The organism is Nostoc sp. KVJ3 (assembly GCF_026127265.1).
GTDB lineage: Bacteria > Cyanobacteriota > Cyanobacteriia > Cyanobacteriales > Nostocaceae > Nostoc.
Map to the genome: position 1 here is coordinate 2233551 of NZ_WWFG01000002.1, position 23753 is coordinate 2257303.

Annotated in this window: 25 protein-coding genes; 9 read left to right on the forward strand and 16 right to left on the reverse strand. The window is 41.4% G+C overall.

The annotated features are described in order from the left end of the window. The first annotated feature begins 10 nt into the window (after nt 1–10). The 3 genes from phoU (at nt 11) to GTQ43_RS25480 (ending at nt 3577) form a co-directional block, all read left to right on the forward strand. On the forward strand, nt 11–679 hold the full coding sequence (gene phoU, locus GTQ43_RS25470; protein ID WP_265275490.1) for a phosphate signaling complex protein PhoU: 669 nt from the start codon (nt 11–13) through the stop codon (nt 677–679). A 454-nt stretch (nt 680–1133) separates the two neighbouring features. Continuing rightward, entirely contained in the window at nt 1134–1766 is a 633-nt protein-coding gene (locus tag GTQ43_RS25475) for a Crp/Fnr family transcriptional regulator (RefSeq protein ID WP_265275491.1), read from the forward strand. A 128-nt stretch (nt 1767–1894) separates the two neighbouring features. Beyond that, nucleotides 1895–3577: an iron uptake porin gene (locus GTQ43_RS25480; RefSeq protein ID WP_265275492.1), complete on the forward strand. Its 1683-nt coding sequence runs from the start codon at nt 1895–1897 to the stop codon at nt 3575–3577. Between the two features lie 71 nt (nt 3578–3648). Here the strand turns inward: GTQ43_RS25480 and GTQ43_RS25485 are convergent, their stop codons facing one another. Further along, the gene (locus GTQ43_RS25485) at nt 3649–3909 is read right to left on the reverse strand and encodes a hypothetical protein (RefSeq protein WP_265275493.1); all 261 of its coding nucleotides are present in this window, start codon (nt 3907–3909) and stop codon (nt 3649–3651) included. A 188-nt stretch (nt 3910–4097) separates the two neighbouring features. Here GTQ43_RS25485 and GTQ43_RS25490 point away from each other — a divergent pair, with 188 nt between their 5' ends. The 3 genes from GTQ43_RS25490 (at nt 4098) to GTQ43_RS25500 (ending at nt 7209) form a co-directional block, all read left to right on the forward strand. Then, complete coding sequence (locus GTQ43_RS25490; RefSeq protein WP_265275494.1) at nt 4098–4700, forward strand: DUF3318 domain-containing protein; 603 nt, start codon at nt 4098–4100, stop codon at nt 4698–4700. 132 nt (nt 4701–4832) lie between these two features. Then, a complete protein-coding gene (locus GTQ43_RS25495; protein ID WP_265275495.1) occupies nt 4833–6377 on the forward strand; it encodes a hypothetical protein in 1545 nt (514 codons plus the stop codon). A gap of 640 nt (nt 6378–7017) precedes the next feature. Continuing rightward, nucleotides 7018–7209 (forward strand): hypothetical protein, encoded by a 192-nt coding sequence (locus tag GTQ43_RS25500; protein WP_265275496.1) that lies wholly within the window; start codon nt 7018–7020, stop codon nt 7207–7209. A gap of 189 nt (nt 7210–7398) precedes the next feature. Here GTQ43_RS25500 and GTQ43_RS25505 read toward each other — a convergent pair whose 3' ends face one another. The 8 genes from GTQ43_RS25505 to acpP all read right to left on the reverse strand — a co-directional run bounded on the left by GTQ43_RS25505 (nt 7399) and on the right by acpP (nt 14126). Then, nucleotides 7399–7800, reverse strand: a complete 402-nt coding sequence (locus GTQ43_RS25505) for a hypothetical protein (RefSeq protein WP_265275497.1) — start codon at nt 7798–7800, stop codon at nt 7399–7401. A gap of 459 nt (nt 7801–8259) precedes the next feature. Then, on the reverse strand, nt 8260–8793 hold the full coding sequence (locus GTQ43_RS25510) for a hypothetical protein (RefSeq protein ID WP_265275498.1): 534 nt from the start codon (nt 8791–8793) through the stop codon (nt 8260–8262). Nucleotides 8794–8809: 16 nt separating this feature from the next. Continuing rightward, nucleotides 8810–9220: a type II toxin-antitoxin system VapC family toxin gene (locus GTQ43_RS25515; RefSeq protein ID WP_265276548.1), complete on the reverse strand. Its 411-nt coding sequence runs from the start codon at nt 9218–9220 to the stop codon at nt 8810–8812. A 6-nt stretch (nt 9221–9226) separates the two neighbouring features. Next, on the reverse strand, nt 9227–9520 hold the full coding sequence (locus GTQ43_RS25520) for a hypothetical protein (RefSeq protein WP_265275499.1): 294 nt from the start codon (nt 9518–9520) through the stop codon (nt 9227–9229). A 55-nt stretch (nt 9521–9575) separates the two neighbouring features. Beyond that, nucleotides 9576–9869: a hypothetical protein gene (locus GTQ43_RS25525; RefSeq protein ID WP_265275500.1), complete on the reverse strand. Its 294-nt coding sequence runs from the start codon at nt 9867–9869 to the stop codon at nt 9576–9578. 120 nt (nt 9870–9989) lie between these two features. Then, nucleotides 9990–12017, reverse strand: a complete 2028-nt coding sequence (gene tkt, locus GTQ43_RS25530) for a transketolase (protein ID WP_265275501.1) — start codon at nt 12015–12017, stop codon at nt 9990–9992. A 361-nt stretch (nt 12018–12378) separates the two neighbouring features. Then, entirely contained in the window at nt 12379–13629 is a 1251-nt protein-coding gene (fabF, locus tag GTQ43_RS25535) for a beta-ketoacyl-ACP synthase II (protein ID WP_265275502.1), read from the reverse strand. 236 nt (nt 13630–13865) lie between these two features. Next, on the reverse strand, nt 13866–14126 hold the full coding sequence (gene acpP / locus GTQ43_RS25540; RefSeq protein ID WP_265275503.1) for an acyl carrier protein: 261 nt from the start codon (nt 14124–14126) through the stop codon (nt 13866–13868). 409 nt (nt 14127–14535) lie between these two features. Here acpP and GTQ43_RS25545 point away from each other — a divergent pair, with 409 nt between their 5' ends. Continuing rightward, entirely contained in the window at nt 14536–15447 is a 912-nt protein-coding gene (locus GTQ43_RS25545; protein ID WP_265275504.1) for a CoB--CoM heterodisulfide reductase iron-sulfur subunit B family protein, read from the forward strand. Between the two features lie 211 nt (nt 15448–15658). Here the strand turns inward: GTQ43_RS25545 and GTQ43_RS25550 are convergent, their stop codons facing one another. From GTQ43_RS25550 to lpxD, 3 genes are all read right to left on the reverse strand, one after another. Next, on the reverse strand, nt 15659–17314 hold the full coding sequence (locus GTQ43_RS25550) for a PRC-barrel domain-containing protein (protein ID WP_265275505.1): 1656 nt from the start codon (nt 17312–17314) through the stop codon (nt 15659–15661). A 22-nt stretch (nt 17315–17336) separates the two neighbouring features. Continuing rightward, on the reverse strand, nt 17337–17534 hold the full coding sequence (locus tag GTQ43_RS25555; RefSeq protein ID WP_265275506.1) for a hypothetical protein: 198 nt from the start codon (nt 17532–17534) through the stop codon (nt 17337–17339). 532 nt (nt 17535–18066) lie between these two features. After that, nucleotides 18067–19122, reverse strand: coding sequence for a UDP-3-O-(3-hydroxymyristoyl)glucosamine N-acyltransferase (gene lpxD / locus GTQ43_RS25560; protein ID WP_265275507.1), 1056 nt, complete (start codon nt 19120–19122; stop codon nt 18067–18069). A gap of 108 nt (nt 19123–19230) precedes the next feature. On the opposite strand from lpxD, the gene GTQ43_RS25565 reads away from it, so the two are divergent. Further along, nucleotides 19231–19812, forward strand: coding sequence for an O-methyltransferase (locus GTQ43_RS25565; protein WP_265275508.1), 582 nt, complete (start codon nt 19231–19233; stop codon nt 19810–19812). 98 nt (nt 19813–19910) lie between these two features. Here GTQ43_RS25565 and GTQ43_RS25570 read toward each other — a convergent pair whose 3' ends face one another. The 3 genes from GTQ43_RS25570 to GTQ43_RS25580 form a co-directional block, all read right to left on the reverse strand. After that, a complete protein-coding gene (locus tag GTQ43_RS25570) occupies nt 19911–21149 on the reverse strand; it encodes an NAD(P)/FAD-dependent oxidoreductase (protein ID WP_265275509.1) in 1239 nt (412 codons plus the stop codon). Between the two features lie 49 nt (nt 21150–21198). After that, entirely contained in the window at nt 21199–21363 is a 165-nt protein-coding gene (gene rd, locus GTQ43_RS25575; protein WP_265275510.1) for a rubredoxin, read from the reverse strand. A 140-nt stretch (nt 21364–21503) separates the two neighbouring features. Beyond that, nucleotides 21504–21698 carry a hypothetical protein gene (locus GTQ43_RS25580; protein ID WP_265275511.1) on the reverse strand — a complete coding sequence of 65 codons (195 nt, stop codon included), beginning with the start codon at nt 21696–21698 and terminating at the stop codon, nt 21504–21506. Between the two features lie 410 nt (nt 21699–22108). On the opposite strand from GTQ43_RS25580, the gene GTQ43_RS25585 reads away from it, so the two are divergent. Further along, nucleotides 22109–22663: an SRPBCC family protein gene (locus GTQ43_RS25585; RefSeq protein ID WP_265275512.1), complete on the forward strand. Its 555-nt coding sequence runs from the start codon at nt 22109–22111 to the stop codon at nt 22661–22663. A gap of 439 nt (nt 22664–23102) precedes the next feature. Here the strand turns inward: GTQ43_RS25585 and GTQ43_RS25595 are convergent, their stop codons facing one another. Further along, complete coding sequence (locus GTQ43_RS25595) at nt 23103–23354, reverse strand: hypothetical protein (protein ID WP_265275514.1); 252 nt, start codon at nt 23352–23354, stop codon at nt 23103–23105. Nucleotides 23355–23753 lie beyond the last annotated feature (399 nt).

Consider the following 23753-nt stretch of genomic DNA (forward strand, 5'->3'; position numbering starts at 1 on the left):
GACAACAAGTGTGAAAGCTGTTGAATATACTCCCAATCCTCAAAAACCCCAACTCGCACGCGCCATTAGGCGGTTAGAACGGGACGTATTACGTATGGGTGCTTTGGTAGAACAATCATTTCGCCTCAGCCACCAAGCGTTATTTGCTCGTAACTTAACAGCAGCCGAGGAACTTCCCCGATTAGATAAAAAGATCGATCGCTTTTATCGTCAAATCGAATCAGACTGTACGGCGATTATGACGCTGCAAGCGCCTACGGCTCAAGATTTGCGCTGCTTGAGTGCCTTTATGCAGTTGGTGCGAGACCTAGAGCGCATTGGCGATTATGCTGAGGATTTAGCTGAGATTGCGATTAAAATTTTCCCTTATGCGCCTCATTCGTGTTTATCTGAGATTGAAGCTATGTCTCTTCACGCGCAAGCGATGCTAGCAACTAGCTTGAAGGCTTTGGGAGATTTTGATGAAGGCGGTGGTCGCCGTTTAAAGCACCTAGATGATACTGTAGACGATGCGTACGATCGCGTTTATCAGACTTTAGCTCAACAAAGGGATGTGCCTGGTGTAGTCGAGCCAATTGTGCTGCTAGCACTGGCAATTCGTTGTCTAGAACGGATGGCAGATCATGCCACTAATATCGGTCAGAGGGTAGCATATATCGTTACCGGGCAACGATCTTAATTGACCTGCTAGATCCCCGACTTCTTCAAGGAATCGGGGATCTACGGCATTTCAGTCTTCAGAAAACATTCAAGAATTAAAAATAAGTTAACTAAATATTTTACTAAAAGCTTACCTATTCTTAAACTTGCACAATTAAAGTAACAAATATATAACTGGAAAATTTTTGTTTATCTCATTGATAAATACCTGAAATCAAGAGTTATTACTGTCAGAAAATTTTTAGCTAGTCCAGTGCGGCGGAAATAAACCACCCATTCCAAATCAATGAAACCCCCATGCTGTATTCGTTTTTAATTTTTAATTTTTAATTCCGCCCTGCGGTACTAGCTCTTAGCTCTGAATTGAGGAGAAAACACTTTCAGATATACAAGTAAATTTTGATACAAATTATTAGAGTTTCTTAATCATTCTAAATAGCCAAGATTCCCTGATAATTATGTAGTTACGGTTAATGATGTATTCTACAACTCCCACTTCAAACTCTTCTACCCTGTCAAATAATTCTGCTTTCGACGGACAATTACACCAGCAGATATTTACTCGTAGGGAAGTAATTCCACTTCAAAACGATGTACTTTGGCGGATTGAACACGGTGCAGTTCGTACCTTAACATGGAGTGAAGATGGAACATTCATCACTCTCGGTTATTGGGGACTAGGGGATTTAATTGGTTATCCTTTGTCTAAAGTCAAGCCCTACCAGATTGAATGTCTTACAGGTGTGGAAGTAAGCATTGTGCCGCCTCATTTGTGGCATCAAGATATTAATGCTTTGTTGTCTCATATTCAACAGGCAGAGGATCTATTAAGCATTGTGCATCGAAAACCAATTTCGCTACGCTTATGGCAATTTTTAGTGTGGTTAAGCGAAAAATTTGGACGTGATGTAGATAAAGGGAAATTAATCGATCTAAATGTTACCCATCAAGATATTGCCGAAGTATTAAATACCACAAGAGTCACAGTTACCAGGCTCCTACAACAGTTAGAGGAAGAAGGAACAGTTTTACGTCATAAACGCCGCATTATTTTGCGCTTACCAAATAAACTAATAAAAAATTATGGTTCGGCAATATCGAACTGAATTGCTTGTAAAAATCACAGAATATAATGTATAATTGTGCCTGTGATTGTGTGTAAAATCCCTGAAAGTCAAGTGCTATAAGCACTTTATCTTAACTGGATTATATAGGTGTGAGTGAGAGTAAGAACATGACAAAACAATTCTGGAATCTTATTAAGATTAGTCCCGTTGTTGTTGCTGCGACCTTTTTCGCCGCCAATAGTGCCCTAGCTGCTGAAGTAAATGAACAGGTAACAAATGTTGCCCAGCTAGAGACTCAAGATTCTAACAATATCGGTCAGGTAACATCAGTTTCACAGTTTTCTGATGTGCAGCCCACAGATTGGGCATTCCAAGCTTTACAATCTCTAGTTGAGCGCTACGGCTGTATTGCAGGTTATCCCAACAGTACCTATCGTGGGAACCGTGCTTTGACCCGTTATGAATTTGCCGCAGGTTTGAACGCCTGTTTAGATCGGGTTAACGAACTGATTGCTACAGCTACTGCCGATTTGGTCAGCAAGCAAGACTTGGCTACTTTGCAGCGCTTACAAGAAGAATATTCTGCTGAACTAGCAACCTTGCGCGGTCGTGTGGATGGATTAGAAGCTCGCACTTCTGAGTTGGAAGCTAATCAATTCTCTACTACCACCAAGTTGGTTGGAGAAGCAATTTTCAACATATCTGACGCTTTTGGTGGTGACAGAGCAGTTCCTGCTGGTAATCCCAATACCAAATTGAATTCCAACACGACCTTTAGCGATCGGGTGCGTTTGAACTTGTACAGCAGTTTCACTGGTAAAGATAGGTTACAAATCCGTCTGCAAGCTGGGAATATCCTTTCTAATACTGGTGCTGGTACAACTGGTACTGGTACTAACATGACCCGCTTGGGCTATGATGTCGGAGCTCCCAACGACAATAGCGTTATCATTGATAAAATCAATTATGCTTTCAACTTTAGTGATGCATTACGGATCAAAGTTGATGTTAGCAATGGTGAATTATACGAAAACGTCGAAGTTTTCAATCCTGACTTTAGGAGCAGTGGTACAGGCGCTCTTTCTCGTTATGGACGTTTCAGCCCTATCTATCGTCAAGGTCAGAATGGTGCTGGTTTAACTGTAACTTTCAATCCTAACGAAGCTATCAGCGTGACTGGTGCTTATTTAGCACAAAGTAGTTCAGTTACTAATGCTGGTGTTACAACTAATTTTGGCGCTAATAATCCCAACAATAATAATGGGCTGTTCAATGGTGATAGTACTATCTTCGGACAGTTATCTTTCAAACCCAACAAAGCCTTCAATATTGGTCTAACCTACGCCCGCACTTACCTAGCTGGCAATAGTACCAACAACCTCTTCCAATCCACAGGTAGCGCCTTTGCGAATAATCCCTTTACCAGTACGAATGCTAGTAATACTCGTATTGAATCCGATAACTACGGCGTAGAAGCTACCTTCCAACTTAGCTCTAAGTTGGCTCTTAGTGGTTGGGGAGGTTACACAACTGCATCTACTCTTACTGGTGCTGCTAGAGATGCAGAGATTTGGTACTACGGTGCAACACTTGCTTTGAGAGACTTTGGCAAAGAAGGCAACGTTTTAGGTATTATCTTTGGTCAACCACCTCAAGTTACTGGTGGTAACGTAAAAACAGGTAGTACTCTTGACTCTGGTACCTCTTATCACTTAGAGGGTCTTTACAAGTACAAGGTTTCCGATAATATTCAAGTCACTCCTGGTCTGTTGGTAATTTTCAACCCAGAGAACAACAATAATAACGACACTGAATATGTAGGTACTCTACGTACTACCTTCACCTTCTAAAAATTGGTGATGGGAAATAAAGCTCAAAATTAGATCAGCAAAAGCCCACCTCATGGTGGGCTTTTGTTTAGCTATGTAGGATTAAAATCTGACTGATTCGATATATCTTTAGGAGGGCGATCGCTACTCCACGCCCACCATGCAGTACCACAATGGCAATGATAGAACTCTTGCCATTTGCGGCGACGGTCTTCTGTAAGTACAGGCGATCGCCGATTTAGCCAAACTTTTTCAGCTTCTCGGCTAGTTGAGTGGCAATTAGGACAGCAAAACTCATAGGCATGTACTGCCTTATTTGTCCATTCAGGTGGGAGGGGAGAAAAAGCGTCCATGATTAGGACAGAGAGTAGTGTAGTTTAATTAATTTAAAAATGCTGTCAAACGACTTAATCAGTATTTTTGTGAGTTAGTCTATTTTATTTAGAATTTTTAAATACATGAGAGCATCTTATAAATCAAAGGTTAACACGAATGGTAACTAAAATTATTACTATGCACATTATGGCTAATAATTAAATTTATGGAGCCAAATATTGAAATTCGCCGTTTATTAGATGTCATGCCCGCTTCTGGTCGGATGACGACAAAAATCGTTAGTAAGCCGGAACAGGCAAAAGTGATTAACGCCTCCTTTCCCCAACCTTGGAATCAGGTGCGACCGATATATATTAATTTTGATTTGTGGTGTCGCCTAGCAAAGCCGCAAAGAGACTTGCTGCTGTTGCAGGTGGTTAGCTGGTTGACGGGGGTGAAGTGGTTTAAACCCGACATTTATCAAGGTGTGGTGCTGGCGGGGCTGTTAAGTGGATTATTAGAAGCATCACAGTCAGATGTGGTGGGTGTAGCCATAGCTGGGGGATTAAGTGCGATCGCTGCTTTTCGGATTTGGCGCACTAATAAATCTCAACAGTCAGAGTTAAATGCCGATGTAGCAGCAATTCGCATAGCCCAACGGCGCGGTTACTCAGAAGCTGAAGCAGCCCAGCACCTATTATCTGCCATTGAAGCAGTAGCAAAGATTGAAGGGCGTTCTGGTTTAAATTTTACTGAGTTGATTCGTTGCCAAAATTTAAGAGCGATCGCAGGTTTATCACCAGTGGGTATACCAGAAGGTTATGAGTAGAAATGAGGAATAATTCAGAAATTAGAATAGTTAAACAATCAGGAGAATATTGGATAATACATAAGTTTTTTCTCGGATGATTTTAGCATCTATGGTGTTTTTTATCTAAATAAATTTTATTTTTAATTAACAATGTTAAACGAAAAAATCATCAAATATACTTCAAGATTACCTTTTCATTCTCCTTGGATTATTATCATTATTTTTTCTCCTCTTGGCTTAATGGGTATCCTAAAACATTCAATGTGGCGAGATGAGCTAAATCCCTGGCTTATTGTTAGAGATAGTGAATCTTGGGGGGATTTAATTGCAAATATTCATTATGAAGGTCATCCGGCTCTATGGTATTTTTGTCTATTACTTCTAATAAAAATAGTAGACAATCCTATTATTATGCAAATTTTCCATTTGGTAATTACTGTTGTTTCAGTTACGATTTTCTGTCTATATAGCCCTTTTAACCATCAACAAAAGTTTCTGTTTTCTTTCGGGTTTTTTCCTTTTTATGAATATCTTTTAATTTCGAGAAACTATGCATTTAGTATGTTATTTACTTTTGTCTTCTGTACAGTTTTTTCATCAAGAAAAATAACTTATGCTTATTTGGCAATTTTATTGGGGTTACTAGCAAATAGTAGTGCCTATGGTTTATTATTATCATTATCTTTATTATTGACTTTGCTAGTTGAATTTTGTTTTGATAGCGAACATCGGCATCAGTATTTTACTCAAAGCCAAAAATACGACTTATTTTTAAGTATTGGAATTATCATATTTTCTTTTATTTTATCCATTTACATTATTACTCCTCCACCAGACAGTTATCTTTATGGCGGGTTAAATAATGGTTGGGTAATACAATTAGATATCCATCATTTTTTGAGAAGCATAGGTAGAATATTTAGTAGTTATTTATTAATTATTCCTGCACACAAACAATGGCTAGATTTAATTGTTTGTGCGATAGTGACTTTGTTTATTGTAACTTTAACCCTGATTAAATTATCTGAAAAACCAGTTATTTTCTTTTTCTACACTATAGGTAATTGTATAATACTTGCCTTTACATATTTTAGATTTTTAGGTATGCCTCGGCATTTTGGGCATTTCTATTTAGTTCTAATAGCAGCTTTATGGCTAGGAAGTTATTATCAAAAATCTCCGGTTTTATTCAATAAGTTTTCTGTGCATCCAAACTCAATTATATTTGTTCATAAATGGCATCATATTGCTTTAATGCTAATTCTTTATACCCAGTTTATCGGAGGAATTTATAGTTTTTCAAGAGATTTATTTATTCCATTTTCTGCTAGTAGAGAAACATCTCAATATATTCAAAAAGCTGGGTTAGATCGGGAATTTATTGTTGCCAGCCGAGATGCAAATATGGCTCCCTTATCGGGTTATCTCAATCGAAAGTTTTACTATCCTGAACTTCAAACTATGGGAAGTTTTACTCTATTTAAAAAAGGTCGCCAAGAAGTAGAACAAGCTGAGATATTAAACCAAATTAATTCCCTACTCCAAAATCAGGATCAGCAAAATAAAATTTTGCTGATTTTAAATAAAAAATTGAATGCCAAACGCAATGATTTGAATATTGTTCCGATCAAATATTTTGGAAGAAGCTGGGTGGATAGTGAACAATATTATCTTTATTGGGTAGATGAAGCATAAGGATAATGCACAAACACTAACAGGCTAAAGGTACTTTTACTAAATCCGCCAACTCTGAGTTTTGAAACCTTCTAAGCTAGAGCCTTGTGCATTTTACCCCAGACTTCTAGCCTTGGGATAACAGGTGCAAGGTATGAATATTCAAATAGCGCGATTACAGTCCCAGTATATCAACGATATTTGCTAGCCTTGCTACCATTAATAACTAGCTGGGATGCGTGAAGCTAATCTACACTGGAATAAGAGAATGTGTGTTTACAGCAGTTTTCATGTATTTGAACCACATCTGTCGTAGGGGCAATTTATGAATTGCCCCTACGGTCTGGTCTATTTACCTGAAAATAGCTGTAACTAACTTAGAGGTGGTTTGCAAAGTCTAAAAGTATACTAAAAAACCCTCTCCAAGCTTCTCCCAGAAACGGGTACAGGCTTATAAACCCACATTCTCTTGTAGGAAAAGGGTTACAGAGGTTAGGTTTGGGATCTTTTGCTGTTAGCAATAATACTTTTCAAACATCCTCTGTAGATGTCCGAGACTGAGGAGTTTAGTCATACCTTCTCGCTGTTAGGTTATGAGGTGCTTACCTCGTGTGGTAAAACTTAACTTAAATTCTGTCAGTTACTAACGGAGTTGATAGGAATGGGTACCTTAATTTTTATTGGATTGATAGTGGTTTATGGAGGTGGCGTTTGGAAGTTTTGGAATGGGTTTGGACGGACTAATTTTAATCCAACATTGACCAATCGCATTGGTTTATCGTTGCTATGGCCAGCTTTGTTTATTACAAATCCATCCTATCGTCGAAACTTTAGAAAAGCATTGAAGGGCTAGATTTTACTATTAAGTTTAAAGTCATCTGAACCTGATGGTGGCATATATCCGAATATGAATCTAACCCACCAACCCCCTTTCTCTAGTAGAGAAAGGGGGTTGGATTTACTTATCTGAAAAGGAGAGGAATTAGGGGAGGGATAAGTTCGTTAATCGTTGGAAAGTTATTTCACTTGCTGAATTTAGTGATTATTTGGTTAATAGATGAATTGCTCCACCTACAGCTGCACCATCTACAGCATTACCAAGGGTATCTTTGCGATCGCCAGTAATTATGCCAGTCAACGCGCTAGCCCCTGCACCAACTCCAACATCTTGACCAAGATTCCGGTGACGACGAGCGCGATCGCTTCTAAGACCATTTGCACCATTGACTGCTGCGCCAGTGATACCACCCTTAACAGCATTGCCTAATACACCACTACCATTTCCCCTAACTGCTCCAGTGACAACATTGGTAGCAGCCCCTATTCCTATATCTCGTAGTACTTGGTCATCAGCAGCAGCCGGTTTTGCGGGAACCAAAGTTCCACCAGCTAAACTTGCAGCCATGAGGCTAGGTAGAAGTGTGCGTTTTAGGATGTTATTCATTGTGTTACCTTCTCAAAACATCAAACAATTGGCTAGAAACCAAATAAAGTTACTGAAGTCGGATAAAATTATGATTTTTTCATCTAAATTACAGTAACTATTTATTGTTCGACAACAAATATATACTCACACTTATCAAGTCATCATTGCCTCTACTAAAAGCATGAATATAGATTAAGCCTTGAGAAGGTCTTGCTGATTTATTAGGTGATACTAGAGATTACACATTGATAAAATATCATAAAGATAAAGTATAATTTTTTAGTTATGAAAATTTCATTTTTTCATTACTAGCAAGCGATTTCTAACGATTAGCAGCGTAGTGTTTACCCTATCTATCTAAAGATAGTTGCCAAAATAATTAAACTAACTCATCGGGATTAATATTTAATTCTCTTAGTTTAGCAGCCAAGCGTTGCGTAGGCGTAGCCTTTCGTAGACATCGCTTATTTACTAAAGCTAAAGCAAATAAGACTTTATGCTATGTATATCAATACCGTGGAAAAAGATAATTACTACCAGCTTCACTGCCAGCGTAGTTAAGAATACTCTAATAGCCTCAAGCGAATTTACCCAAATAACACATCTAGGGTAAAAACCAATAGATAAAATACCAATCGTGACATAACCAAGTAAAGTTAAAGTAGCAGTCATTACCACAATACCAAATGTGAATCCTGCTGCAACTATAGTTCCAATTCTATCTTCAATAATTAGAGTTACTATAGTTCCTATTATCAATGCTGTTACTAACCAAGCGAATATATTAATATAAAAATCTTGTTTAATAAACCACTGTACATTCCAAATAATGACTACAGTTATAATTACAATAATTGCTCCTAATTTTGCTCCGGTGATAGCTAAATTCAGATTAGTACTTTCTTTCATCAAAAAAATGATTAAATTTGCACTTATAACTCCAATTACAATCCCTGCAAAAAAGGTAATATTTGATAGTAAATATTTTTGAGATAAAGAAGGGTTGTCCATAATAAATAAAGATATTTTAATAATCTATTTGCAGCCAGTTTTCTAAATTAATATTTTGCACTCGTAGCAAATCAGAATCATTAGAAACCAGAATTAATCCGCGTGCGATCGCTGTAGCCGCTATCAATACATCAGCCTCTTGTATTTTCCTACCCTTTCTTTTTAAATCTGCATCAATTTCACAGGCTTTTTCTATAATTTCTAAATCATCCAAAAATAAAATTTTATAATTTCGGCAGAATTCATTTAAATCAGATATCTGTCTGGTAGCATTCGCATAAAGCAATCCTCTTTTTGATTCAAAATAGGTTATACAACTTATAAATACATCTTCTCCCAGAAAACGCACCTCCTCTAGCTTACTATTTACCTTTTGATTCTTCTTCAAAATAGCCGTTAATATATTCGTGTCGAGAAGATAGCCTATTTATTGCTATCTTCTTTCTACTGCTGCATCAAACATCTCTATTTGCTCTGGTGTTAAATCATTCAATGTCCCAGAAACTGCCTCTATTACTAAAATACTATCAATTCTGTCTGTTAATTCACCATCAGAAAGAGCATTTATAAATTCTGGTGGAAACTTATCCAATAAATTAACTAAATGTTGAATAATTTCTTGTTTATCTAATCTTTCTTGATAGAGACTATTACCTTGAATTAATTTATCGACGATTTTTGATAATCGTGCGATCGCTATATCTCTTTCCCGCGCAATTTCCTGCATAAAGACCTCCAAATGATTAAATATATTATATTTCTGATATTAACAGTCACTTTGTCTATTTTCTCTTTACTGCTTGATCGTACATTTTGATTTGCTCCGGTGTTAAATCATTTAACGTACCTGAAACTGCCTCTAAAATTAAAATACTATCAATTCTATCTATCAAATCATCATTTTTAATTTCCCTCATTTCTTCTGGTGAGAATTGCCCAAATAGTTCAACTAACATTTGGCTCATTTCCCGTTGGTTTAACTTTACTTGATATAAACTATTACCTTTAAATAAATTTTCCACAATTGGCGATATCCGATTGATAAGTTCCTGATGATAGCTAGAAACTTCTTGCATAACTTCTCCCAGTATTTAACTAATTACCTAAATTATAAACAATCCTCTCAGCGGCCCTGTGCATAAAAAAAGGTGGACAAGATGCCCACCCCACAAAATTTTGAGAATATTCTGTTGCTATTAACCCAACAATTGTTTAGCCTTAGCTAATACATTATCAGCGCTAAAGCCAAACTTCTCTAGACAAACATTGCCTGGAGCCGAAGCACCAAAGCGGTCGATGCTAACAGTATCGCCTTCAGTACCCACGTATTTGTGCCAGCCGAAACTGCTAGCAGCTTCTACAGACAAACGCTTGGTGACAGCTTTTGGTAGAACGGACTCTTTATAAGCCGCATCCTGTGCTTCGAACAATTCCCATGAAGGTAGCGAAACGACACGAACTTTCTTACCTTCAGCTTTGAGTTTTTCGGCTGCGCTGACAGCGAGGCTCAACTCTGAACCAGTACCAATCAAGATCAGTTCAGGTGTACCTTCGCTATCCACTATGGTGTATCCACCCTTGGCTACACCCTCAATTGATGTACCTGGCAAATTGGGGACGTTTTGACGGGTGAACGCTAATAGAGATGGAGCGTTTTGCTTGGCTTTTTCGATCGCTATTTTATAAGCGCCAGAGGTTTCATTGCCGTCTGCGGGACGAAACACTGTTAAGTTAGGAATGGCTCGCAAGGAAGCGAGGGTTTCAATGGGTTGGTGTGTGGGGCCATCTTCACCTTGTCCAATGGAGTCGTGCGTCATCACCCAAATTGCACCAGCTTGGGAAAGGGCGGATAAGCGAATGGCAGCACGCATATAATCTGTGAAGATCAAGAAGGTAGCACCGTAGGGGATTAATCCCGAATTGTGCAGCGCTATACCATTACAGATTGCGCCCATACCATGTTCCCGCACACCAAAGTGGATGTTGGGATTTTCGTATTGCCCTTTTTGGAAGTCGCCCTTGCCTTTGATTTCGGTCAAGTTGGAGTGGGTTAAGTCAGCCGAACCACCAATTAATTCAGGTAAAACCGCTGCTAGTTTATTGAGACAGTTTTCTGAGTGTTTACGGGTGGGCAATCCTTTGTCTTCGGGAGTGTAGGTAGGTAATACTTTATCCCAACCGTCGGGCAGTTTGCTGCTAATGTAGCGTTCAAATTCAGCCGCTTCTTGGGGATACTTAGCTTTGTAGTCGGCAAAGGTTTTGTTCCATTCGGTTTCGGAAGCTGCGCCACGTTCCACTGCTTTACGCGTGTGGTTGAGAGCATCTTGTGGAATATCAAAAGGCTCATATTCCCAGTTCAGTTGTTTGCGAGTTAAGGCAATTTCGTCTGCACCCAAAGCAGCGCCGTGAACGCCAGCAGTGTTTTGTTTGTTGGGGGAACCATAGCCGATGGTGGTTGTTACCTTAATCATTGATGGTTTATCGGTGACAGCTTTAGCTTCTTCAATTGCTTTGGCGATCGCTGCTAAATCTGTATTACCATCTTTGACATGCAGAACGTGCCAACCGTAAGCTTCAAAGCGTTTGGAAACATCTTCGGTGAATGCTACATCGGTGGAACCGTCAATGGAAATGTGATTGTCGTCGTATAAAGCGATGAGTTTGCCTAATCCCAAGTGTCCTGCGAAGGAAGCAGCTTCACCGGAAATCCCTTCCATGTTGCAACCGTCACCTAAAATTACGTAGGTGTAATGGTCAACAATTTTGGTATCGGGTTTGTTGTATTTAGCAGCTAGATGTGCTTCTGCGATCGCTAAACCAACTGCATTGGCAATTCCTTGACCCAAGGGGCCAGTTGTGACTTCTACGCCTGGGGTTTCAAAGTTTTCTGGGTGTCCGGGAGTTTTAGAACCCCATTGCCGGAATTGTTTGATATCTTCAATGGTGACGCTATCGTAGCCTGTCAGGTACAGTAGGGCGTACTGCAACATTGAGCCATGACCGGCAGATAAGACAAAGCGATCGCGGTTAAACCATTTGGGATTCTTAGGATTAAACTTTAAAAAGCGATCCCAGAGGATAAAAGCCATTGGAGCCGCGCCCATTGGCAGTCCTGGGTGTCCCGATTTGGCCTTTTCTACGGCATCAACAGCCAAGAAGCGGATCGAGTTAATACAAAGTTCTTCGAGGGACAATTCTTTGGCGGATTGGGTTGCAACAGTCATAATCTCTTGTTTTTAACGACGGGTTAGCACTCTTCGTAGCTTCTCTTACTGGGGTTATTTTAGATTCTCCACAGTATCCTCATCATCCCACTCCCGCTTGTCGATGGACAAGCGGGATCTCCTGAGTTTCTGGTGATAAATCAAGCTGATAATCGGGTCATGCTGAACGCTTAAGTTATATCGGAATGATATTTATGGTACTTTCGTTGGGCATTGGGTATGGGGCAGGGACAGGGGGCAGGGGCAGGGAGCAGGGGGCAGGGGCAGGGGGCAGGGGGCAGGGAGCAGGGGGCAGGGAGCAGGGGGCAGGGAGCAGGGGGCAGGGGGCAGAGTGAATAAAACTCCTGAATTCTGACTTCTTTTAGACGTATTTCTTAAAGGCCAGTGTGACGTTATGACCGCCAAACCCGAAAGAATTGGATATTGCCACCTCAACTTTTTGAGCGCGGCTAAAGTTAGGCACGTAATCTAAGTCACACTCAGGATCGGGATTTTCGAGATTGATTGTCGGGGGAATTTGGTCATTAGCGATCGCCAGTACTGTTGCCACTGCTTCAATACCTCCAGAACCGCCTAATAAATGACCTGTCATCGATTTGGTGGAGCTAATTGCCACCTTATACGCATGTTCTCCCAAGGCTTTTTTGATCGCTGAGGTTTCAGTTGAATCATTCGCCGGGGTGCTAGTGCCGTGGGCATTAATGTAGCTAATCTGCTCAGGAGTTATACTGGCATCTTTGAGCGCTAGTTCTATGGCTCTCGCTGCGCCTAGTCCACCAGGGACGGGGGAAGTGATATGGTATGCGTCACAGGTCATACCATAGCCGATCATTTCGGCATAAATGTGAGCGCCGCGACTTATGGCGTGTTGCAGTTCTTCGAGAATTAAAATTCCTGAACCTTCACCTAATATAAATCCGTCGCGATCGCGGTCAAAGGGACGGCAAGCATGAGTCGGATCGTCATTACGAAAAGAGAGGGCTTTGCACGCGGCAAACCCAGCCATCGATAATGGGGTTACAGCTGCCTCTGTTCCGCCGCAAATCATCGCTTGGGCATATCCCCCTTGAATTAAGCGAAAAGCATCGCCAACAGCGTTGGAGCCAGCAGCACAGGCAGTTACAGGGCAAGAATTTGGCCCTTTAGCACCCGTGTGAATTGCCGTTAATCCTGCGGCCATATTGGCAATCATCATCGGGATCATGAATGGGCTACAGCGATCAGGCCCGCGGTTGAGGTAGATAGTTTGCTGGTCTTCTAATACCTTAATGCCACCAACGCCAGAACCGATCATGACACCTATCTGTTCTGCATTCAGTTCATTAATAACTAACTGCGCGTTAGATAGAGCCTGTTTTGCTGCCGCAACCCCAAATTGGGCAAATCGATCCATACGTTTGGCATCTTTGCGCTCCAAGTAATCATGTGGATCGAAGTTTTTTACCTCACCAGCAATCCGGCAATCATGGCGAGACGCATCAAAAAATGTGATGTAGTCAATGCCATTGCGTCCACTCAATAATCCATCCCAATATTCTGTTGCTGTATTACCTATAGGTGTAATCGCGCCAACACCAGTTACAACAACGCGTTTACGTGTATGATCTGTCATGATTCAGTTAAATGTGGCGAAAAAGCAGCAGGCATTAAATAGTGCTGAGTTTCGAGTCTTGAGTTCTGAGTTTTGGAAGCACCTAAAGATGGAGAGAACTCCGAACTTTTGCCTCCTAAAACTCTCACTCCTAAACTTTTAACTGTTCAGCACTCAGTAAAAAGTTAAAGTACTGGTTTTGCCATAAACGCCCAGAGGGAGCGAGCAAAGCCATCTGATAGAGACTCAAAACTTTTCTAAGCTGATGCGGTAACTTTGTTATTGATGTAATCTACTGCGTCTTGAACCGATACAATCTGTTCGGCAGCTTCGTCAGGAATTTCGATATCAAATTCTTCTTCCAAAGCCATCACGAGTTCGACAGTATCTAGGGAATCAGCCCCTAAATCTTCCATAAACTTCGCCTCTGGTGTGACTTTGTTAGAGTCTTTCTCTTCAACACTCAGTTGTTCGATGACGATTTTCTTGACCTTTTCAAAAAGTTCTGTTTGGCTCATAAATAATAAAAGTCCTTAACCAGTTGCTAGGTTCTGCTCTTTACGGGAGACATTGTTTTGAGCATATACATCTTATCGTCAAGCGCGATCGCCCGTATACTACCAAGGGGTTTTCTAACAGAAAAACCCTGCCGTTCCTCAAAAGAATCGGGTAACTTTTCTGGGAACAGTTGGGTAGGGGAGCGGGTTGCGCCATCACCGATACCGTGTAAATGCTTCAGTTGTCTAATTATTACTAAATTTTTTTACAATGTCTCCATCAGTATTTACAGCCTTGCTAGCAATCAGAATATGAATATATAAACGCTTAAAGGGTCGCTGAAGGTTAAACATCAGAACTCTAGTGCTAACAAGGAATGATAAAACAGTTATTGTTTTAGAGCGATCGCTCTAACCCAAATATACCTCTATGCTATCTCAGACACTCAAACTCAAATACGCTTACTTCCCCGGTTGTGTTGCTCAAGGGGCCTGTCGAGAACTTTACCAGTCAACTCAAGCCCTTACCAAAGCACTGGGTATTGAATTGGTTGAACTTAAAAAAGCTGCTTGCTGTGGTTCTGGCACATTTAAAGAAGATTCCCAACTGCTAGAAGATACAGTCAACGCCAGAAATATTGCTTTAGCAGAAGAATTAAATTTGCCCTTACTTACCCATTGCAGTACTTGTCAAGGTGTTATCGGTCACGTCAACGAACACCTAAAAGAATGTAAGACTTCTAACCCTAACTATGTTGAACAGGTTAATGGCTTGCTGCATAAAGAAGGCTGTTCGCCTTATCGCGGTAGTACCGATGTTAAACACCTCCTCTACGCTTTAGTGACAGATTACGGTTTAGAGGAAATTACCAAACGTGTCACTCGGAAGTTAACTGGATTAAAATGTGCAGCTTTTTATGGCTGCTATCTCCTTCGCGCCCAAAAATCTATGCCTGATGAGGATCCATTCCAACCGGAAGCGATGGAAAATATGTTTCGGGCGGTAGGCGCAACACCAATTTATTATCGAGGGCGGACACAATGTTGTGGTTGGCCGCTTTCTAGCTATGCGACTACCCAATCTTTCAAGATGGCGGGGATGCATATTCAGGATGCTTTAACATCTGGTGCTGACTGTATTGTTACACCTTGTCCTCTATGCCACTTAAATTTAGATTCGCGTCAGCCAGAGGTGGAAAAGGTGATTGAGCAAAAGTTAGGTTTACCAGTGTTGCATTTACCCCAGTTGATTGCTTTAGCACTTGGGGTCAGCCCAAAAGAACTGGGTTTAGAACGCCACGTTGTTTCTACAAAGCCAGTCTTGGAGAAATTAGGATTTTAGCTGATTGATTACAAGGTAGTAGTCTGTCGCATTAATTTTGATGAGTTTGTAGTAAGCAGTTCAGTGCTTAAAACTGAGCGATAAATCGCTCACTACAAACCTTGCAAAATTAATGTGTTGACATCCTCCCCGCCGTAAACGGTCGGGGATTCCTAAGACTCACGACTTAGGTTTCTGTATAAACCAGTAGTAGTCCTATTAAAGCCGAGGATTAGTTTACTAAAATTGATTTGGCTTCAAGTTGCGATCGCTCGTTACTATGATGCACCAAGGCTGCCATTCCATATTCTTCGGCACGGAGTTCTCGCTCGGATATTTCTGGCTCCTTCATATAGACCGAACTCAGCAAAATATTCAAGACTCCACTTTCTTCAGCCTGACGAACAGCCCGATGGGTAATCAATTCACCCACATTCAGAATCACGTTGTCTTTTGGATCGAGAATGACGCGGGTAACTGGACGACCCAGTGCTTGTTCAATTCGTTGCTTCTTCATCGCCTGGGTACTGCGTCCTTGTAACTCTTCTGCTTTCTCTTTCAAAGCTTGCCAGAAACTGTTGAGATTCCTTTGAGCAACGCTTGCTCGATCGTGCAGTTGAACTTTGGTTTCTAACCATGTGTCACTGGCGGTAGAACTAACTGCACTAGCCAAAGCCAGACCAGCAGCGCTCAGTAATTCTGCTTGTTTGCCGTAAATCTGGGCCCGCTCAAGGACGGATTCGGTGACAATCTGCCCAGATGCCGCAATAATTAACCCATCGTCAGCACGCACTGTTTGCAAGACTCTACGCCCTCTTGCTTGCTGGATCGCCACATATTCTGCTAGTCCATCAACCGATTCACGTAAGTTAGCAGCAACGCTGCGAGTTGCGCTCTGAATTTGATTGCTAGTAGATTCTGTTGCTGCTTTCAAATTGCGACTAATGTTTGCAGTAAGGCTGCCACCCGTGGCTTGATAGAGTTCATCGAGGATATTCATGCGATCGGCCGCTTCTGCATCGACTAGGGTGACTTCCTGCCCCTCTAATAGCAGTACATTACCATCTGGAGTCAGCACATCCCGCTCAACCCGCTTGCCAATCACGGATATTTTTTGCTCCGCTGGATCGACCAGATTGTTTGTCAGGAAGGCAGATGCATCTCGATTGAGGTCTTGCAGTTTGCTGTTAGTCGCATCAGTTGCGGCTTCTAGTTGCTCACCTACCGTCTGGCTGGCTGACTGTAACCTGCGGTTCATATTCTCTACTGAGCTTTGCAGTTGCTCACCTGCTGTCTGGCTGGCTGACTGTAAACTGCGGTTAGCTGTTTGGGCCGATTCTTGCAACCTATCTTCAGTTGCTTGGACGGCTTTGCGAATACCACCTACCTGTTCTTGCATCATCTGAGCAGTTTGTGGAGGTACAAAAGCAACATCGTCACCAATTATCAGCGTTTCGGGAGCGGGAACGAACGATCGCCCTGAGTAAGCATCGGCAAATACACCACCAGAAACTTCGTATCCTTCCACCTGTCCACTATGCTCATCGAAGAACAAATCAACTAGCGCGCCAAGGTTTAGTCCCTCTGTGGTCAGAATTCTTGTTCCTTTGAGGACGAGATTTTGGTGCAGAATCTCTTTTATTTCAGGGAGACGATGTACTTTAACAACAGATTCTTTCGAGTTAACGACGATCGCATCTAACCCGATGGCTCGCACCTCTTCCAGAGGAATGACTTTTGCAGCCCTAAACAGTCTCTTCTCTTCAACCAAGAACCCCAAAATTTGATTGTGTTTTTGATCAAAAATTAAATCTAGAATTCGCTCAATTTTCTTACCTTTATCAAATGTAACGACAATTTTATCGATAACATCACTACCTTTACGCATTTATCCCTCGCGGTTTTTGTTTTTATTGATTGGGTTGTCCGGTGACTTGTTCGCTAGTTGGCTGAATTTTTAGCTGAAAATATCGTCCCTCTCTGCCAAAACCAGGAACTATGTCAATAACGCCAAAGTATTCAAAAAGTACCCCAAAAATAGCCACAAGGGTGATAAGAACGGTGATATTTGATCCAGTATTAGAGCGCTGTCCTACGAGCCTGGGCATTTTTTCTCTTATTTATTGTTTTTTATTGCGAAGCTTGCTGTAAAAACCAGGTAAGCTTACTTACTTTATTATTAATTATAGATACTTGTATATCTCTCTATCTTGCGATATATGTAATTATTCAATTTGCTCTTCAAAAAGAAATAAGTTTTAAAAAACATATTTCTCAAAGTATATCTATTAGTTATTTATTATCGAATTAGTTTATATTTTTGAGAAATATAGCAGTTCCCATTCAAATGTGGTAAAACATCATCTCGTAAGGTGTAGGGGCAATTTATGAATTGCCCCTACGGGTGTACCTCACATAAATGAGAACCGCTATAATTCAGTAGTCATAATTATTAGTTACAAATACTCCACTCATAAAGGAATGGAGCATTAACAAGCGATTTGTAATGTGGATTTTTACTATAGACATCTCCAGAAATTAAATATGCGTTATGCATAACTCTTGTAGAGACGTGATATATCGCGTCTCTACATTCTTGTTCACCAGATGTCTTATGTGTAAAAAATCTGCCAAGCTTTTTTATTCATCATTGCTATTTTTGAATTTACGTTGCAATTGCCTTAGCGATTGATACATATCTGGTAGGCGACTATAAATAGCAGATGCTCTGAGATATAGTTTGTGGGGAATTGCAGGAGTTCCAGAGACAATTTCTCCCGGCGGAACATCGTGTAAAATGCCAGTTTGAGCCGAAGCGATCGCCCCATCACCCATTTTCGCCCTATTCGCAATTCCTACTTGTCCAGCTAAAATGACCCGATTCCCAAGTTTTACAGCACCTGCCATCCCAGCCTGACCTGCGATCGCACAGCCAAAACCAATTTGACAACCATGACCTATTTGCACTAAGTTATCAATTACTGTATTGTTACCTATCCGTGTTTCTCCAACGGACGGGCGGTCAATGGCGCTGTTACAGCCAACTTCTACGCCATCTTCTAAGACTGTATAACCAGATTGTTCCATTTTTAACCATCCAGTACGAATAGGAACAAAACCAAAGCCCTCTGCACCAATAACAGCACCACTGTGAATCACGCAATCTGCACCGATGCGGGTGCGTTCGTGGATGGTACAGTTGGCGTGTAAGGTGGTGCGATCGCCAATTTTAGCATCTGGATAAATCACCACATTGGGATGAATAATTGCGCCATCACCAATTTCCACCCCTTGCTGAATCACAGCATGGGGGCCAATGTAAACATCACTACCAACTTTTGCAGTGGAGTGAATGACAGCAGTGGGATGAATTTCTGGAAGGGGGCGATATGGTTGGTAAAAAAGGGCGATCGCTTTGGCAAAGAACAGTCGCGGATCTGAGGCTGCTATCCAGACAATACCTCTCTCTTGGGCAATCAACTGTAATTTTTCATCTTGGGGCAAAATTAAAGCAGTAGCATTGGTTTTGCTGACAAAAGGCCCAAATTTTGCCCCTTCTACGTAACTGAGAGTACCGTTAGTAGCTTCATCAATGGCTGCTACCCCTGTAATTTCTGGGTCATGGTCTGGGTTGCTAGTCAGGCTATGATTGGTGGCTGTTTCACCAAATTGGCGGATAATTTCGCTGAATTTCATTGTTGGGTGTGTTCAAAATTGATCTACAATGACAAGATAATTTTCCCTCTTTATGCCCCAATCCAGTAATTTTATAGACACATTGCGGTGAGCTAGCATATTGGTGACATGACAATCTATCATCCGATTGCTTCTATTCCCTCATTGGTGCAAGAAGCTCAATTGCTGGCTGTACAACTGGAGTTTTCCCAATCCTCGCTCCCAGAAGTTGGTCGCTTGTTGCATATCCTTACTAGACACATCACACAGGGTCAAATTGGCGAGATTGGTAGTGGATGTGGTGTTGGTGCAGCCTGGATAGTGAGTGCATTACATCAAAATAGTAGATTTGTTACGATTGAAAGCGATCGGCAACTTGCCTTACTTGTCCAACAGCTATTTGCAGATAAGTCTAATGTCCTCACACTTCAAGGCGACTGGCGCGATTTGCTCACCTATGCTCCCTTTGATTTTTTATTTGCTGATGGCGGAAAGGCAAAACTCAGCGAACCTGAAATATTAATAAATGCTCTCAAACCAGGAGGCTTTATTCTACTGGACGATTTAACACCCGAAGAACATTGGCCTCCAGAATGGCACGGACGAACAGATCCAATAAGGGAATTTTGGCTCAAAGATCCTCGTATTACTGCTACAGAAATCCGGGTTACAGTAAAAAACTCAGTGATTCTAGGAACACGGATTCAATGAATTGCACATTAAATTTAAGGCATATACTTAAACGTACCCGGTTGCGATCGCGTCATTTCCCTTATTTGCCCAAAAGTTATGAATAGGTTTTTGATGCTCTAGTCGCTGCTCGCCATTGCTATCCCTGCTAAATACCCAGTTGTCCAAGCACTTTGGAAGTTAAAGCCACCAGTAATACCATCAATATCTAAGATTTCTCCGGCAAAATAAAGACCAGGAATTAACCTACTTTCCATTGTCTTAAAGTTGACTTCTTTGAGGTTAACACCGCCACAGGTAACAAATTCTTCTTTAAAGGCTCCTTTGCCATTGATTAAGTATTGTCCCTGTGTAAGTTCCTGCACCAGTTGATTTAGGGTTTTACTAGATATTTCTGCCCAACGATCGTCTGTGGTTATACCTGTACGAGCAATGATATATTGCCAGAGACGATGGGGTAAATCAACGCCGCGATGTAATGCGATCGCTTTTTTCCCCCACTCATCCTTAACTGCTAAAACTTTTTCTCGCACTTGTTCTTGTGGCATCAGGGGCAGCCAATTAATCAATAATGTAGCTTGATAGTGGCTTTCATGCAGAACTCTCGCACCCCAAGCAGAAAGCTTCAAAACAGCGGGGCCACTCAAACCCCAGTGAGTAATTAGCAATGGCCCAGTCTGTTGTAATTGGGATTTTGGGCCCAGAGATAACCGCAATTGGGCAGAGTTAACGCTAACTCCAGCTAAAGCCCGCAATTGCGGATCGGCAATGTTGAAGGTAAATAATGAGGGTACTGGCGGTTCAATTTGATGACCTAACTCTCGGACAATTTTATAACCGACAATGCTGCTGCCGGTAGCAAGAAGTAGGCGATCGCATTTAATCGTCTCTTCCGACTTGAGGAGAACATCAAACCCCCCATCTGCTGCGGTTCGTTTCACTGAAGTTACGTGTGTACCGATCCGGAGTTTTACCCCAGATTTCGCCACCGCTTTAATTAGGCATTCTACAATGGTTTCGGAAGTGTTGGTGACAGGAAACATCCGGCCATCAGCTTCAGTTTTGAGATAGACTCCACCAGCAGCAAACCAAGCTACTGTATCTTGAGGGCCAAAGCGAGTCAAAGCACCCCTTAAAGCTTTTGCACCTCTGGGGTAATTTTGCACTAACTCCTCGGCATCAAAGCAAGCGTGAGTCACGTTGCAGCGTCCACCACCAGAAATTAGCACTTTCGCCAGTGGTTGACGACTGGCTTCGAGTAAAGTAACTTCGGCATCAGGATTGGCTTTAGCACAAGCGATCGCACCAAAAAATCCCGCAGCCCCACCCCCAATAACTACAATTCGTAACGGTAGCAAGTTCTAAAATTTCTCAATAGCACGTACTTTACTAGGCTAGCTGTTATTTTCACTCTTCATCAGGTTCGAAGTCATCTTTTGTTGCACCGCAGGTTGGACATGACCAATCTTCTGGTATATCTTCAAAGGCTGTTCCCGGTGCTATGTCGCTATCTGGATCGCCTAATTCTGGATCGTATTCATAGCCGCAAACGGTACATAGATACTTTGCCATATTCCTTTCCCTTAGTAAATTGTTGCCATTGCTTCACTATTAAATACTTTTGTCAGTGAGTGAAAATAGCCACGCTACAATTCTTAAACGAGGTAGACATCTACCCTTGGGATAAATTTCCCAGATTATGAGAAATCAGATTACAAACGCCACCAAGTCCTTTGGGCATAACTGATCATCCCGATCGCGATCGCTCCTAGTAGCAGTAACCAAATTATTCCACCGGGAATAAAAGTGAGAATACCAACGCCTCTCAGTACCCAGACAGCTACACTCATGCCGAGAAGGATACCAAAAACCTGGATTAATCTACGATTTAAAGAAGATTGACTCACCTAATTTTCCTCTCAACTCAACAGAAATTATACTTGATATTGACCATCAGATATAAAGTTATGATGAAGTTACAGTTTCATCATAAATAACACGTAAAAATTTAGAGATCCTATCCAGACTTTGAGGTAAGGCGCTTGATATTAAATAGTGTTTGTGCCATTCTAGCTGTTAATAACTTTGTTTTTCATTTATAAATACTGCTATTATTAAGCCCAGTTAAGTAGTAATTGTGTTAATTGTGATAAGAACTACAACTTTGACAGTAAAGTAACTGAAATAATCACTGTTTCCGGAAAAGATAGGGATTACACTGGAACTAAAATTTAATGGGTTGGATCTAAATCAAGTTTTATGACTTGTAATTTCAACTCCATTTAAGTGGGTGAGTTGAGGAGTAACAAAAATCATTATGTCTGCGTCTCATATCTCAGACTCAATTATTGCAGGTTCAGATATGGCTTGGAGTCAAGACAAGCAAAATTTGCTGGTACAGGGTGAAATTTTGGTAGAAACGCGATCGCACAAAAGCTGTGGTGGCGCTGTCACAGCTTGGATGTATTTGCCAATGGTGCGATCGCAAGTTTGGCAGCAATTAACTGATTATCCCCGGTGGGTGCAATATTTTCCTGATATCACTAAAAGCGAAATATCACATAAAGGTGAAGTCAAACGTTTGTATCAAGCAGCACAAAAAGCCTTTTTCTTTTTCACCGCTCAAGTGGAAATTTACCTCAACGTTGTAGAAGTGCTGGGGCAACAAATCCAATTTCGTATGGTAAAAGGGACTTTTGAGGATTTTAACGCCAATTTAGAACTCCAAGATTGCGGTAACGGCACCTTGCTTGCTTATACTGTGCAAGCTACACCTCTAATTCCCATTCCATCAATTTTCATTCAACAAGCAATGAACTTTGAGTTGCCCGCAAATATGCGTAAAATGCGACAAGTGATTTGTAAGCAGTAGGGAATCGGGAATTGGGAATGGTGTAGTCCGATGACTTGAAAAGCACTGTAAATTTGGGAAGAGTTTCACAAAAAACGCAAAGACGCATTTGTTTAACGTATCGCGGAAGTCCCCACCCAACTCTTAGTAGGGTGGGGATAGGGGGCGGACGACGGCGAGCAACCAACTCCAATATTAGCCGTCAGGCTGATTGGGGAGTGGGTTGGTTGAGAAGTCGTCATTTTTTGGACTAGGCAACCTATCGATCCAATCTTCAACCAACTGTGTAACTGTTTTTTCTCTGTTTTCTGCATGGACTTTGAGTTTGGCTAATCTTTTCTCAGATATCCTTAAATTCAATCTTCCACTTTTCATAAATAGACGTACAGCGTATGTCTATTTATGGTAATATAAAAATGGTCGATAACCCTCCCAACTGTATGGAACAAAAAGGCTAACTTCAAAGTAGTAGTAAAATACTTGCCGCAGCAACATCAGAGATTGGGGAAAGAACACTGTTAGCTGGTTGACTATTGTCGTGAATCCAAGCGGTGTTGTACGAACAAAAATCAAACTCCCTGCGGTAGGCGGGGGGCTGCCTGTGGACGCGGTGTAAGACCATCACGGGATTTAGTTCTCGACTTCTTCGGAAGTTCCTAACGTGGCAACGGCGGATGAGACGGGAAACCCAAGAGACGAATAAGACCGTCATTGTTGTAGTTGAAATTGGAAGCCCCTTTTTCAGCGAAGCAAAAAGGGGTACTTCACTAGCGTCTTTGCGTGAGATAAGGCAATACGGTTCGGTTAAGTTTTTTTGATGGAAATTCTAGAGCGTAAAGACGCGATAAATCGCCGTCAAGACGAAAAAATGATTATTGTAGAGACGGCGATTCATCGCGTCTCTTGCCTTAACCGAACAGTATATAAGGAACTTACAATTAAGAAACATCCAAAAATCTCATACAACAATCCTCTATCCTCTTAATTTCTGTGCGCCACGCCAGTTGCTACAACGAGAGGAACCCCCCTTCGGGTGATGCCTCCGGCACGCCTAGGGCAACGCACTAGCTTCTCTGCACCTCCGTGGTTTGTTTTCTTAGAAATCCCTAGT